Origin of the sequence: Paenibacillus sp. PvP094 (assembly GCF_040546835.1) — a bacterium.
In the GTDB taxonomy this organism is placed as follows: Bacteria; Bacillota; Bacilli; order Paenibacillales; family Paenibacillaceae; genus Paenibacillus; species Paenibacillus illinoisensis.
In genome coordinates, this window is sequence record NZ_JBEPOM010000001.1 from 2,996,081 (window position 1) to 3,011,031 (window position 14,951).

General features: G+C 47.8%; 13 protein-coding genes. 12 read left to right on the forward strand and 1 reads right to left on the reverse strand.

Annotation, left to right across the window (positions count from 1 at the left end; genetic code table 11):
- Positions 1-13 precede the first annotated feature (13 nt).
- From ABIC22_RS13785 to ABIC22_RS13825, 9 genes are all read left to right on the forward strand, one after another.
- Entirely contained in the window at positions 14-1,984 is a 1,971-nt protein-coding gene (locus ABIC22_RS13785) for a cbb3-type cytochrome c oxidase subunit I (protein ID WP_095361754.1), read from the forward strand.
- Entirely contained in the window at positions 1,984-2,598 is a 615-nt protein-coding gene (gene cyoC / locus ABIC22_RS13790) for a cytochrome o ubiquinol oxidase subunit III (protein ID WP_095292385.1), read from the forward strand. Before ABIC22_RS13785 ends, cyoC begins: the two co-directional genes overlap by 1 nt.
- Positions 2,599-2,928 (forward strand): cytochrome o ubiquinol oxidase subunit IV, encoded by a 330-nt coding sequence (gene cyoD / locus ABIC22_RS13795; RefSeq protein WP_095292387.1) that lies wholly within the window; start codon positions 2,599-2,601, stop codon positions 2,926-2,928.
- Between the two features lie 222 nt (positions 2,929-3,150).
- Positions 3,151-3,990: a 5-dehydro-4-deoxy-D-glucuronate isomerase gene (gene kduI / locus ABIC22_RS13800; RefSeq protein ID WP_095361811.1), complete on the forward strand. Its 840-nt coding sequence runs from the start codon at positions 3,151-3,153 to the stop codon at positions 3,988-3,990.
- A gap of 35 nt (positions 3,991-4,025) precedes the next feature.
- Positions 4,026-4,784, forward strand: a complete 759-nt coding sequence (locus ABIC22_RS13805) for a DeoR/GlpR family DNA-binding transcription regulator (RefSeq protein WP_354481472.1) — start codon at positions 4,026-4,028, stop codon at positions 4,782-4,784.
- A 100-nt stretch (positions 4,785-4,884) separates the two neighbouring features.
- The gene (kduD, locus tag ABIC22_RS13810; protein ID WP_354481474.1) at positions 4,885-5,637 is read left to right on the forward strand and encodes a 2-dehydro-3-deoxy-D-gluconate 5-dehydrogenase KduD; all 753 of its coding nucleotides are present in this window, start codon (positions 4,885-4,887) and stop codon (positions 5,635-5,637) included.
- Positions 5,638-5,673: 36 nt separating this feature from the next.
- Positions 5,674-6,519 carry a sugar phosphate isomerase/epimerase family protein gene (locus tag ABIC22_RS13815; RefSeq protein ID WP_354481477.1) on the forward strand — a complete coding sequence of 282 codons (846 nt, stop codon included), beginning with the start codon at positions 5,674-5,676 and terminating at the stop codon, positions 6,517-6,519.
- Positions 6,520-6,754: 235 nt separating this feature from the next.
- Positions 6,755-8,062 (forward strand): homocysteine synthase, encoded by a 1,308-nt coding sequence (locus tag ABIC22_RS13820; RefSeq protein WP_251643477.1) that lies wholly within the window; start codon positions 6,755-6,757, stop codon positions 8,060-8,062.
- A 300-nt stretch (positions 8,063-8,362) separates the two neighbouring features.
- Complete coding sequence (locus ABIC22_RS13825) at positions 8,363-10,312, forward strand: heavy metal translocating P-type ATPase (RefSeq protein WP_354481480.1); 1,950 nt, start codon at positions 8,363-8,365, stop codon at positions 10,310-10,312.
- 185 nt (positions 10,313-10,497) lie between these two features.
- On the opposite strand, the gene ABIC22_RS13830 is transcribed toward ABIC22_RS13825, so the two are convergent.
- Positions 10,498-11,229, reverse strand: a complete 732-nt coding sequence (locus tag ABIC22_RS13830) for a ZIP family metal transporter (protein ID WP_127539829.1) — start codon at positions 11,227-11,229, stop codon at positions 10,498-10,500.
- Positions 11,230-11,485: 256 nt separating this feature from the next.
- On the opposite strand from ABIC22_RS13830, the gene trxB reads away from it, so the two are divergent.
- The 3 genes from trxB (at position 11,486) to ABIC22_RS13845 (ending at position 14,919) form a co-directional block, all read left to right on the forward strand.
- Complete coding sequence (trxB, locus tag ABIC22_RS13835) at positions 11,486-12,427, forward strand: thioredoxin-disulfide reductase (protein WP_354481484.1); 942 nt, start codon at positions 11,486-11,488, stop codon at positions 12,425-12,427.
- A 66-nt stretch (positions 12,428-12,493) separates the two neighbouring features.
- Positions 12,494-12,724: a glutaredoxin family protein gene (locus tag ABIC22_RS13840; protein ID WP_095292396.1), complete on the forward strand. Its 231-nt coding sequence runs from the start codon at positions 12,494-12,496 to the stop codon at positions 12,722-12,724.
- 215 nt (positions 12,725-12,939) lie between these two features.
- Positions 12,940-14,919 carry an AraC family transcriptional regulator gene (locus ABIC22_RS13845; protein ID WP_354481488.1) on the forward strand — a complete coding sequence of 660 codons (1,980 nt, stop codon included), beginning with the start codon at positions 12,940-12,942 and terminating at the stop codon, positions 14,917-14,919.
- Positions 14,920-14,951: the final 32 nt, after the last annotated feature.

Below are 14,951 nucleotides of genomic sequence, written 5' to 3' on the forward strand. Positions count from 1 at the left end.
AAGGAGGCCCCCAATGTTAGAGAGACTTAAGGAGTTTGCATCGGAGTTTTTCGTTACCGGTGACCCGCTGATTTATGGTGCGGACGTGGCCATCGGGATTACGATGATTACCATCGTAGCGGTGCTGACTTATTTCAAAAAATGGGGCTGGCTCTGGCGTAACTGGTTAACAACCGTCGATCATAAAAAGATCGGTATTATGTATATCATTGCTTCCATCATCATGTTGTTCCGTGGTGGTGTCGATGCGCTGATGATGCGTCTTCAGCTAGCTATGCCTAACATGGATTTCTTGCATCCAGAACATTATAACCAAGTCTTTACGACTCACGGTACCATCATGATCTTGTTCATGGCGATGCCATTTATGTTCGGTTTGTTTAACGTAATTGTGCCTCTACAAATAGGGGCAAGGGACGTCGCATTTCCGTTCCTGAATGCTTTGAGCTTCTGGTTATTCTTCCTGGGAGCAATGCTGTTCAACCTATCCTTCGTTATCGGTGGATCACCTGATGCAGGATGGCTAAGTTATCCGCCTCTATCGGAGCTGTCACACAGTCCGGGGGTAGGACAGAACTTCTATATATGGGGTATACAGATCTCGGGTATCGGTTCCCTGGCTACCGGTATCAACTTCCTGGTTACCATCATTAAAATGCGTGCGCCAGGCATGAAATGGATGAAAATGCCGATGTTCACATGGTCGGTATTCTCCACTTGTATCATCATCTTGTTTGCATTCCCAATCCTGACTGTGACACTTGCATTACTCTTCCTGGATCGATTCGGCGGGGCGCATTTCTTCACGCTTGATATGGGCGGTAACCCAATGATGTATATCAACTTGATCTGGATGTGGGGTCACCCTGAGGTATACATTGTCGTCTTGCCGGCATTCGGTGTGTTCTCCGAGATTGTAAGTACGTTCTCGAAGAAAAAACTGTTTGGTTACAAATCCATGGTATTTGCGATGTTGATCATTAGCTTCCTGTCCTTCTTCACATGGGCGCATCACTTCTTCACGATGGGTTCGGGAGCAGACGTTAATGCATTCTTCGCTGTTACAACGATGTTGATTGCCATTCCGACAGGGGTTAAAATCTTCAACTGGCTGTTCACGATGTATCGCGGACGGATCCGCATGGCCACCCCGATGTTATGGACAATCGCATTTATTCCATGCTTTATCGTCGGTGGTATGACGGGGGTTCTGCTTTCCGTAGCACCAGCTGACTTCCAGTTCCACAACAGTTACTTCCTGATTGCCCACTTCCACCAAGTATTGATCGGTGGTGTAGTATTCGGATACTTCGCAGGTCTGTACTACTGGTGGCCAAAAATGTTCGGTTTCCAACTTGAAGAGAAACTGGGCAAATGGGCGTTCTGGACTTGGAATATTGGTTTCTATGTCTGCTTCATGCCGCAGTACGCTGTAGGTTTGATGGGTATGACACGTCGTCTGAGTACCTACGGCTGGGATACCGGCTGGTGGGAACTGAACTTCGTATCCACAATCGGGGCATTCCTGATGGGTGTAGGTTTCTTGTTCCAAGTTGCACAAATTGCAGACGGTATTCGCAAATACAAAACACTCAAAGCATCCGGCGATCCATGGGATGGTCGTACACTCGAGTGGTCGATTCCTTCACCAGCTCCTGAGTACAACTTTGCCATTACACCGCGCGGTGATGATATTGATGAGTGGTGGGAAGAGAAAGAACGTCGTGCCAAAGGCATCTACCCACCAGAGCAGCCGCTCGAACCGATTCATATGCCTAAGAACTCCGCAATTCCGTTTATCATGTCTGTCTTCTGGTTCATCGCCGGCTTCGGCTTTGTATTCGGATGGCTGTGGATGGCGATTCTCGGACTCGCTGGCGTAGGGATCTGCATGATCGCTCGTTCATTCTCATACGATACGGATTATTACATTCCGGTCGACGAAATTAAGCGTACCGAAGCGTCGTTAAGGGGGTCGGTATAATGGCTCAAGCAGCCGCTAAGCATGGTCACGATCACGGTCACGACCATGGTCACCATGATCCACAAGAATTGAAATTGCTCGGTTTCTGGTTCTTCCTGATATCCGACGTTATCCTGTTCTCCGTATTGTTCGCAACCTTTATTGTGTTGCGTGACAATACGGCGGGCGGACCAATATTGTCTGAGCTGATCAAAATGCCGGGCGTTATCGCCGAGACATTCATCTTGCTCACAAGTTCATTTACGAGCGGACTTGCCGTTCTTGCGATGAACCAAGGTAAAGTGAAGCAGCTGATTAGCTGGCTGGCAGTTACAGCCGTTCTCGGTGCAGCCTTTATCGCACTTGAAGTAACCGAGTTTGTTGAGATGATTCACGAAGGATTCAGCTACACGACGAGTGCTGCTTCCGGCGCATTCTTCACCCTCGTGGGAACTCACGGACTTCACGTATCGTTAGGTTTGATCTGGATGATCGGATTGATGTTCCAATTGAAAAAACGTGGTATTACCGATGTTACTCGCGGTAAAATCAACGTAATCAGCTTGTACTGGCACTTCTTGGACGTCGTCTGGATCTTCCTCCTGTCGATCGTTTATCTGATGGGGGTGATGTAGATGGCAGAGCATAACTCACATGATTCCCATGCTCATGAACAGCATGGCTCCATGAAGTCCTATGTCATCGGCTTCATTCTGTCCATCGTCCTTACAATCATCCCATTGGTGGTTGTACTGAATGATATGATGGGCAGAACAGGAACAATGGTTGTTATTCTCGTAACGGCCGCACTTCAGTTTGTGGTTCAACTCTTCTTCTTCATGCATATTCGTGAAACAGGAAAACCACGCTGGAATGTCATGGCTTTGATTTTCGGCCTGCTGATCATGTTGACCATCGTTCTTGGTTCAATCTGGATCATGCTGAACAATGCCGTTGCACATTAAGATTTGAATAAGAGAGGATCTTCCGGTCTGCACTGTAGACGTTGGAGATCCTCTTTTTTTGTTTTCACAAAAGTGGAAAGTCATAATATAGCTTAATTAAAATCAGTTTATTTTCAAAAAAAGGTACACAAATGATACATAATGAACTAAAATGAACTTATATGAACCTTGTAATCAAATCATCTCAAACATCACTCAATTGACGAAGGGAATGGATTAATGATGGAAAATCGTTATGCTGCACACCCCAATGAAGTGAAAAATTATGATACGTCTCGCCTGCGTGAGGAATTTTTGATGGAGCAATTGTTCGCAACAGACGAGCTGGTTACTGTATATTCTCATGTGGACCGTTATATTGTAGGAACTGCGGTACCTCAGAGCAAGGACATTGCGCTTGAAGTGAACCTGAAGGACATTGGAACGGACTTTTTCCTGGAGCGTCGTGAAATCGGTATCATTAATGTTGGAGGACATGGAACGGTCACTGCAGATGGACAGGGTTACGAAATTGGTGCCAAAGAATGCCTTTATATCGGAAAAGGTGTAAAAGAAGTCGTATTTAAAAGTAATGGCAATGAGCAGCCGGCTCAGTTCTACTTTGTATCCACACCGGCACATCACGCTTATCCTACGCAAAAGGCAACCCAGGAACAAGCTCAGCCGAATCATCTGGGCAGTATTGAAAGTTCGAATGAACGGACCATCTATCGTTACATTCACCAGGGTGAGGGCGGAATTCAGAGCTGTCAGCTGGTGATGGGCATCACGGAGCTCGACAAGGGCAACATGTGGAATACGATGCCTGCACATACCCATAACCGCCGCTCCGAAGTATATTTGTATTGGAATCTTCCCGAAGACGGAGTAGTGTTCCACATGATGGGCGAGCCGAACGAGACCCGGCATCTGGTTGTACGTGACCGTCAGGCGATCATCTCTCCAAGCTGGTCCATTCACAGCGGCGTTGGCACAAGCAGCTATACCTTCTGTTGGGCCATGGCTGGTGAGAACCAAACCTTTGAGGATATGGACGGCGTAGCGATGAAAGACCTGAAATAAACGCGTAAATTCCAAAGAAACAGGAAGTTGATTGTATGAATCCATTAAAAAGACATGAGAAAATTATGGAGGCTCTGCTGGAGCGCCAGGAAGTTACCGTTAATGATCTGAGCGAACTCCTGCAGGTGACAGGCAAGACGGTTCGGGAGGATCTCGACAAGCTGGAAGCGATGGGACTGCTTGTACGTGTCCACGGAGGGGCCATGCTGGCTCAGAATGACCAGTATGGTATCCTCACGAGCCGAGGAGCCACAGAGAAGCATCATTCGGAGAAGACGGAAATCGCCGAGCGTGCGCTCGCTTATATACGTCCCAATGAAATTATTGCGCTGGACGGAGGGAGCACAACACTCGAGATGGCGAAGCGGTTGGACAATCAGCCGCTCACTGTCGTAACCAATGATCTCTTCATTATTGCTGAGCTAACCAAGAAGGAGCAGGTCCGGCTGGTCGTGCCTGGTGGGGCGAGAGTCCGTAATATGCTGGTGGGAGACGACACGGCGGCTTTTATCTCCGGTCTTAATATCCACAAAGCATTTATCTCTACCACTGCACTACATCCGGAGTTCGGACTCTCCATCTATACAGGTGATCTGGTTCCTCTGAAAAAAGCGATGATCTCCGCCTCCCAGCAGGTCTTTGGCGTGGTGGACCACTATAAATTCGGGCAATTTGCGCTGCGGACCTTCGCGCATTGTTCGGAGCTGGACTGTATTATCAGTGACAGTCATCTGGGTGAAGAGACCGCTGCACTGTATAACCAAATCGGTGTCAAAGTCGATTATCAAAGCTAAACGCACAGAAGCACTTCATATCTGAATCGCTAAGCATATGCAAAAAGTTGATTGGCATGACTTATAGGTTTGCATCTCATAACATGCGGAGGAATCATTCATGAATCCATTTGATCTAAGCGGACAAGTTGCACTTGTAACCGGTACATCCGGTGGTTTGGGACAGGGAATGGCGATTGGTCTGGCGGAAGCCGGAGCAGATGTGGTACTCGTTTCCTATTCAAAACCATCCGAGACAGCAGGTGCAATCGAAGCGCTCGGGCGCAAAGCATATATCATTGAAGCCGATTTAAGCCGTGAAGATGAATTGCCGGCAGTATTTGAGAAAGCAGTAGCTTTTCAAGGTAAAATTGATATTCTCGTTAACAATGCGGGTATTATTCGCCGTACACCTGCGGCTGACCACGGACAGCAGGACTGGCACGATGTCATCGGGCTTAACCTGAACACGGTATTTTTCTTGAGCCAACTGGCGGGCAGACACATGATTGAACGCGGTAGCGGTAAAATCATCAATATCGCATCCATGTTGTCCTATCAGGGCGGTATTAACGTCCCGGGTTATACAGCAAGTAAGCATGGGGTTGCGGGCTTGACCAAAGCTCTCGCCAATGAGTGGGCAGGCAAAGGTATACAAATTAACGGTATTGCACCAGGTTACATGGAGACGGATAATACCACTCAAATTCGTGCGGATGAAAACCGGTATCGGGATATCACAGCACGTATTCCGGCAGGACGGTGGGGAACTCCGGAAGATCTGAAAGGGCCGGTCGTGTTTCTTGCATCGTCTGCTTCAGATTATTTGAATGGTCATGTACTGAATGTAGATGGCGGCTGGATGGCTCGTTAATCTGCTCTGCTATCAATGATTGAAGGAGGCAGTGACATGAAAATTGGTATTCTGGCACATACGTTTGGCCAGCAGCCTACAGCCCAGCTGGCACAGACGATCGCAGATCATGGATTCAACTCGGTTCAGCTGGCACTTGCAAAAGCCCTATCGGATGTTGACTCGTCTAACGGCAAACTCAGTCCGGGACTGGCGAATGAAATTGGGGACCAATTTGCAAGCCGCGGAGTCAAGATCGCTGTTCTGGGCTGCTATATTAATCCGATCGATCCGAATGCTGAACGCAGACGGGCAGACATCGAGCGTTTCAAGGAACATCTGCGGTATGCCCGTGATTTTGGCTGCAGCATGGTTGCAACAGAAACGGGAGGATTGGACACCTACCAAGCCACCCATCCAGATGGGTATGAAGAAAAAGCATGGAGCGTGCTGCGGGAAACGCTGGAGGAAATCACGGAGGAAGCGGAAAAGTGGGGCGTACATGCGGCCATTGAGCCTGTGTCTACCCACACGCTTCATACACGTGAACATATGACTCGTTTGTTTGAAGAGATTCCGTCCTCCAATCTGGGCATGTTGTTTGATCCATGCAACCTGATCAAACAGCCGCATGTTACAGACCAGGGTGCTTTCCTGCGTGATGTAATGGAGACGCTATACCAGCGAATCATTGTCATTCATGCGAAGGATGTGGCCTTCAATGCACAGGGCGAGAAGATTAATCCAGTCCCCGGTGCAGGCATATTGGATTATCCGCTGTTTTTCGAGCTGTTAAAAACGTATAAGCCACATATCGATATCTCACTGGAGGGTGTAACTGCCGAGGAGGCAGCTCCTGCAGCCAAGTATTTGCGTGAAGTATGGAATGGTGTGAGAGTGTAGAGATGGGCTGAAGATAAGCTCATTCTGCGATATTAAAATAGCCAGGAAACCTTTGCCCTCGCAAAGGTTTTTTGGTATAGCCTTATCGACAATACATATAAAATATTTCTTATCGGATAAATCGGAAATAACTCTTTTCAAACACGACATCTTGTGAGAGAATATGGAAAACATACGCCACCATGTGAGGACATCAGGATCTTGAAACGTATAAGCCAAGGGAGGATTCAGATTTATGTCAAACGAACGTGAGCTTTCATTTGAAACATTGGCAATTCATGCAGGCCAGGAGATTGATCCAACGACTCATGCACGTGCTGTGCCTTTGTATCAGACCACATCTTATGGTTTCAAGGACACGGAACATGCTGCCAATCTGTTTGGTTTGAAAGAGTTTGGCAACATCTATACTCGTCTAATGAACCCGACAACCGATGTGTTCGAGCAGCGGATTGCGGCATTGGAGGGAGGAGCCGGGGCACTGGCAACAGCTTCCGGGCAGGCTGCCATTACGTTTTCTCTCTTGAATATCGCAGGTGCAGGGGATGAAATTGTATCCTCGGCGAGCTTGTATGGTGGTACGTATAATTTGTTCTCAACTACATTGCCGAAGCTGGGTCTTGATGTGAAGTTCGTTGATTCCAGTGATCCCGAGAATTTCAGGGCGGCCATTACAGAGAAAACGAAAGCATTATATGCGGAAACGATCGGTAATCCTCAAGGAAACGTGCTGGACATTGAAGCGGTTGCGGCGATTGCCCATGAGCATGGTATTCCTTTGATCGTGGATAACACGTTCCCCAGCCCATACTTGCTTCGTCCGATTGAACATGGAGCGGATATTGTGGTTCACTCGGCGACGAAGTTTATTGGCGGTCATGGTACATCCATTGGTGGCGTGATTGTCGATAGCGGAAAATTTGACTGGAAAGCGAGCGGCAAATTCCCGGGTCTGACAGAGCCGGATGCCAGTTACCATGGTGTGGTATACACCGAAGCGGTTGGACCGATTGCCTACATTATCAAAGCAAGGGTGCAGCTGCTGCGCGACCTGGGCGCAACCATTTCGCCATTTAATTCATGGCTGCTTCTGCAAGGACTGGAAACATTGCATCTGCGTGTGGAGCGCCATAGCAGCAATGCACTGGCTGTTGCAGAATATCTGGAGAAGCACGAGGACGTGCTGTGGGTGAGCTACGCGGGTCTGCCAAGTCATGCCTCATATGAACTGGCACAGAAGTATCTGCCAAGAGGGCAGGGTGCCATCCTGACATTTGGTATAAAAGGCGGTGTAGATGCAGGACGTAAGCTCATCGAAAGTGTGAAGCTGTTCTCACACCTTGCGAACGTGGGTGATTCCAAGTCATTGATCATTCACCCCGCAAGCACAACCCATCAGCAGCTGACAGAAGATGAGCAGACCGCAGCAGGCGTTAACCCTGAACTTATCCGTCTCTCGATCGGTACGGAGAATATTCAGGATATCCTGTATGACCTGGAACAGGCCATTAAGGCGAGTCAGGGAGCAAGTGTTGGAGCGTAACCAAAGGGGATCATACGAAAGCCGCTGTCCTTTAGGACAGGCGGCTTTTTTGCGTTCCAGCAGCAGGTAATCAGGAAACTGCCCATTTACAAACGTCAAATCGAGGCCTATAATATACTCAAAGTTGTATTGGGTAAACATAATTGCATAAGTACAAAAATGATTATCATTCTCATTCGAAAACCATGCTGCTGCGGGATTCCCGCAGCAGCATGTGTCATTTTTAGGGCATTAACAATGGCTCTCATTCTCAATACGGCGCAACTTAAATCAACGAAACAAGAAAGGATTGTGATTCACATGCAAGCGATACATCAACCTATATCCACCCAGGCACAAGCAGAACAGAACTCCGCCCAGTCACCTAACCCGAACCGTGGACGTAAACCTAATCTTCGCGCCATGCTCCGGAATAAGGAGATGCAGGCGGCTCTCGGCAGCGGGTTATTAATGCTTGTTGCATGGGGAACTTCACCCTATTTCAATGCGATATCCATCATGCTGTACATCGTCTCTTATGCAATCGGAGGATGGACCAAGGCCAAGGAGGGCGTGGAGACACTGGTCAAGGACCGTGATCTGGATGTGAATCTGCTCATGATTGCTGCATCACTGGGTGCTGCAGCTATTGGATACTGGAATGAAGGCGCGATGCTGATCTTCATTTTTGCGTTAAGTGGTGCTCTGGAAAGTTATGCGACGGAACGGAGTCATAAGGATATTTCATCGCTGATGGCACTTAAGCCGGAGACAGCACTGCGCATCGAGAATGGACAGATGAACCTTGTCGCCATTGATGAGCTGAAGCCTGGTGACCTGCTGCTGGTCAAACCGGGGGAATTAATCCCGGCCGACGGTACCGTTTATCGCGGGAGTTCATTCATTAATCAGGCTTCCATTACGGGGGAATCCCTGCCGGTGGATAAAGCTGAGGGTGACGAGGTTTATGCAGGAACGGTCAATGGAGAAGGTGCTTTGTATGTAGAGGTAACGAAGTCAGCTGCAGGTTCGCTGTTTGGCAAAATCATTAAGCTGGTCGAAGAGGCACAAGCCGAAGTACCGGATTCACAGCGTTTCATTGAGCGATTCGAAGGCATTTACGCACGAGTGGTTGTGGGTGTAACTCTAATGGTTATCGCAGGAGCTCCACTCCTGCTGGGCTGGACTTGGAATGAGGCTTTTTATAAAGCGATGGTTTTTCTCGTTGTAGCTTCACCTTGTGCGCTGGTTTCCTCCATCATGCCAGTCATGCTGTCTGCGATGTCCAGCAGTGCACGTCGCGGTATTCTGTTCAAGGGAGGGGCCCATGTGGAGAATATGGCTCAGACCCGGGTCGTGGCTTTTGATAAAACAGGGACATTGACCATGGGTACTCCCCAAGTCACAGATATATTAACAGCCGAGGGTGTGAATCGCGCCGAACTGCTGTCTGCAGCTGCTGCAATTGAGAACTTGTCCATGCACCCGCTGGCTCGAGCCATTGTAGATCAGGCAGTGCGTGAAGGTATTGTGACGCAAGAAGCCGAACGGGTACAAACGCTGACAGGTTGGGGGATTGAAGGGTACGTACACGGTGTTCTCTGGAAGATTGGGAAAACGAATGAAATACACTTGGATACCCATCCACACTGGCACGACGAACGTGCCCGACTTGAGCGTGAAGGCAAAACGGTATCCATCGTGATGGCGGATAACCATTTTGCTGGCCTGATCGCCATGCGGGATACCGTTCGTCCACAAGCCGCAGCAGCAGTGAAGAAGCTGGAGGATATGGGCGTGAAGGTGGCCATGCTGACAGGTGACCGGGCCAAATCTGCAGCTGTGATTGCACGGGAAACAGGAGTAAGTCTCGTCTATGCCGATCTGCTTCCCGAAGATAAAGTGAAACAGGTACAGAAATTGCGTCAAGAGTACGGACAGGTGCTCATGGTTGGTGATGGTGTTAATGACGCTCCTGCACTTGCAGCGGCTACTGTGGGTATGGGCATGGGAATGTCGGGGAGCGGGACAGCGCTGGAGGTGGCTGATGTGGTGCTCATGAATGATAATATTGAGGAAATTGCCTGGGTGATTGAGCAGGCACGAAGAGCACAACGGACCGTGAAGCAGAATATGTTTTTTGCCATTACGGTTATTCTGGCACTGATTGCGGGGAATTTTCTGCAAGGTGTTGCATTGCCGCTGGGGGTTGTTGGGCATGAGGGCAGCACGATTCTGGTTATACTCAATGGTTTAAGACTGCTGCGCTGATGATTTGGAGAATAAACCCGTAGGAACCGTTCTACGCATCCTGATAGGACGTATTCAGTTAACCTTACAGAGGCTCCCAGTAAATTCATGTAATCTTCATTTGTGACCAAAAAAAGAACCTGCAGGGCAGAATGATCTGTCCTCAGGTTCTTTGGAATGTACGTTTATTTACGGAAAAGTCTTGCTTAGAATAGTTCAGTCAAACCAATCATCGTAATGAGTCCTAGCAAAAATGAAACGGTAGCCACACGTGCATTGCCGTCGCCGTGACTTTCGGGAATCAGCTCCTTGTATACGATGAACATCATCGCACCTGCGGCAAATGCAAGACCATATGGCACGAGTCCTGCCACGAGACTGCTGAGTGTGTAGCCAATCATGGCCGTGATGATTTCGACGGCTCCTGTCAGGGTAGCGATCCCAAGTGCCTTGAATCGGCCGATGTTCTGGTTCACGAGAAAGAGAGCGACCAGAAACCCTTCGGGAGCATTCTGTAATCCGATCGAAAAGGCAATGAGATTGCCCAGACTGGCATCGGTACTGGCATAACTGACACCTACAGATAAGCCTTCAGGCAGGTTATGCATGGTGATAGCTGCAATAATCATGAAGGCTTTGGCTTCAATTTTAAATGGCATCTTCTCCGGATTCTCAAGATCCACATGAGGGATCTTCATTTCGAGTACCAGCAAAACCATGCTGCCGAGCATAATACCGAGAGCAAGTACGAAAAGGTTCGACTGCCCCAGCGCTTCGGGAATGAGATTGTACACCGAGGCTGAGGTCATAATACCTGCTGCGTAAGCAAGCAAGATATCACGCAGACGGTGCGTTACTTTTCGCATAAATAGAATAGGTACGGCCCCAAGGCCGGTAGACATGGCTGAGATAAAGCTGCCAATGAGTGCATCGTTCATGCTTCCATTTTCCCTCCTGATGAAGACTTCTTCATAATCGCTGCCGAGCATTGACACCGTAGTTAAAAGAGATCATAATGAACAACAGATTAGAATGATTATAAATTAGAATTCCATTTCTGCATAGGGCAATTGTCATATTGGGCAGGTCTTGTGGACATGAATTAGGCTTATATCGATCTAGTGTATGCAGGGGCATTTGCTTTTGATGCTAGTGAGCCCAACCTTTTTGCAGAACTCGGGGGAGGAACTATACATGTATAAATCCATTATTATCGGAACAGGCCCAGCAGGGCTGACAGCAGCAATCTATCTGGCTCGTGCCAACCTTAACCCACTGGTTATCGAAGGACCACAACCTGGTGGCCAACTGACAACAACAACGGAAGTGGAGAACTTCCCAGGTTTCCCTGATGGCATTATGGGCCCTGAACTGATGGATAACATGCGTAAACAAGCAGAACGTTTTGGCGCTGAATTCCGCACAGGCTGGGTAAACAACGTCGATATGAGCGAACGTCCTTTCAAAATTCAGGTTGAGGGCATGGGTGAACTGGTATCGGAAACCTTAATCCTGTCTACTGGTGCATCTGCTAAATACCTTGGTATTCCTGGAGAAGAAACAAACGTGGGCCGCGGTGTCAGCACTTGCGCAACATGTGACGGATTCTTCTTCCGCAATAAAGAAATCATCGTTATCGGTGGAGGCGACTCTGCACTGGAAGAAGCAAGCTTCCTGTCCCGTTTCGGTTCCAAAGTAACTTTGGTACACCGTCGTGAGGAGCTGCGCGGATCCAAAATCATGCAAGACTGTGCACGCAGCAACGAAAAAGTGGAAATGGCTCTGAACCGTACGCCGATCGAAGTCATTGCTGGTGATCATGGGGTAACTGGACTGAAAGTGTTGAACAACGCAACGGGCGAAGAAGAAATTCTTCCGGCAAGCGGCGTATTTGTAGCGATCGGTCACACACCAAACACAGGGTTCCTTGGTGGACAGATTACAACGGATGAACATGGGTATATTATGACCACACCAGGCACTTCCGAAACGAACATTCCAGGCGTATTCGCTTGCGGAGACGTTCAAGATACACGCTACAAACAAGCAATCACAGCGGCAGGTAGCGGATGTATGGCTGCAATGGATGCAGAGAAATTCATTGAAAGCCTGGAGCATAGCGCAGTAGCACTGTAAGGTATCTCCTTTAAATGGGTAAATTAACGTTATAACTATTTATAAACTATATGAGGTGAATGAATAATGGAAAACGTAATTGTATACACATCGACCAACTGCCCGAACTGCAAAGCAGTGAAGACGTTCCTGGCTGACAAAGGAATTTCTTATGAAGAGCGCAATATCGAGACAAGTGACGAGTTTGCACAACAAGTATGGGATATGGGCGTACGTGCAGTACCTCTGACTGTTATTGGTGAACACCGCATCCTGGGTATGAACAAAACGCAATTCGCAAAAGCACTGGATGCTTAATTATCCCGGTACAGGGATTCAATCAAGCTGCATTAAGCTATTCCGGTTCGCGCGAGCCGTTTGAATATATAATATAAAGGGAGCCTTAGTCCTGAATAGGACTGGGGCTTCTTTTGCTTGAATTAAACCAGTTTCATCAATCATTCAGAATTGTCCAATGTACAAAAGTACGATATCCTTTTCTTAAGTCGCAGGCAGTGAGGTGAAAAGGCAGCATGATGATCGATCAACAGGAGCATTTTCGCTTCTGGGAACAGGCAAGTATACGAGATATCGAGGTTGAACGGACTCTTCTCGCAAAGGGTGAAAGAAAGCTATTCACGACCCAGTCCAGCAGTTTTTTCTGTGTGAGAAGAGGCAATGTGCTGGTACTGCTTAATCAGAAGACATATTCCATCAATCATTTTGAGATGATTCATGCTCCGTCCAAAAGTTTTATCGAGTGTAATGCTGGTTCAGAGGGAGCGGAGTTTATACGAATTTCGTACAAAGCAGCATGGGGATCAGCAAACAGCGAGGAGCCGCAGTGTATAGAGGAACGAATGAATCCAACTCACATTACATATCGTGTGACACCAACTCAGCCGATGATGTTATATGAAATGGCAGATCGAATGCTGGAAGTGCAGCAGCAGGAAGAGCATTCCGTACCACTTCAACTCAAAGCTTTGTTCTATCAATGGCTGTATCACATGGTGGAGCAATTTTATCTGCAGCCTCCAGTTGTAAAAATAGCCAGTCCTGTCGAGCTGGTTACACTGACTCTGGAGTACATGTTGAAAAACTATGCGAAGCCTCACACGTTGGAATCTTTGGCTGCAGTGATGGGGCGGAGTGCAGGGCATCTTTCGAATTGTTTCAAACAAGTGCTCAATCGTGGACCGATTGACTGTCTGATCCGTTTGCGCATGCAAAAAGGGTGCAATTTATTGGCCGAGACCAAGCTTCCCTTGCGAGTTATTGCGTCTTCCATTGGTTATCAGGATGCTTATTATTTCAGCAACGCTTTTAAAAAGTATATTGGAATTTCCCCACAAAAGTATCGCAAGCAAATGTTGGAGGAAGATGTTATATCCTCAGCAGGAAGAAATCATATTGTTGGCACTTCGGACCCATGTTATATTCCTTCATATGATAATGATAATTATTATCAATACTTGGATGGAGGGTCTGATGAAATGCTAAGAAATATAAAGAGAGTACCGATGGCCTTACTGATGGCTTTTGGGTTGTTGTTAAGTGCATGCAGTGGCGGTTCCTCAGGAAACACAGGAGCTGCAGCAGGAGATGGAAGTACCGCTCAATCGGAAGCACCAGCTAACCAGGCGAATGGTTCAGGCGAAAATAATACAAATGAAAATAGCCAAGGGACCACACGTAAAGTGAATACCTCCATGGGTGAGGTGGAAGTACCTGCGAATCCACAGCGTGTTGTAACCGACTTCTTCTTGGGGCATATTCTGGCTCTGGATGTGAAGCCTGTCGGAAGTAATGGCGTATTTATGCAGAACCCTTATCTGGAGGGCAGGGTTGAGGGTATCCAGGATATTTCGGACAACCTTGAGGCCATAACTGGACTGAGTCCCGACCTGATCGTTACAGGCGATGCTAAAAGTTATGAATCATATTCCAAAATTGCACCAACCGTTTTTCTGGATAACTCGGCTCCGGTCCGTGATCAGGTTCAGGAACTTGGCGTGATATTAGGGAAAGAGGCTGAAGCATCGGCATGGCTTACCGATTTTGAACAAAAGGTGACTGCAGCCAAAGAGCGTTTGAGCAGCATATTTAAGGAGGGAGAAACCGTCACGGTCTTTGACGGAGGATTAAGTAAAGATATCACGCTTTACGGTAACGCGCATACGGGCAGAACAATTCACGGCGAATTGGACTTGCCTATGAATGAGAATGTGGCAAGCACCATTGATCCGAAAGTGGGCTGGGCTACCATCTCAAGCGAGCTTGCCGAATCATATGCCGGTGATCGCGTGTTTATGGCCGTGAATGCCAAAGCAGAATCGTACGACTATGCGAGCGATCCGGTGTGGGGCACGTTAGACGCAGTCAAAAACAATGAGTTATACGAAATTGATGGTTACAAATTTTACTTCTCCGATCCTATCTCTGTCATGGGCCAGATCCAGGATATCGTGGACATGATGGTAGAACGTGCCCAAGAAAATTCCCAAAAGTGAGCATGACTCATTTAAAATAATTGATATGAAAA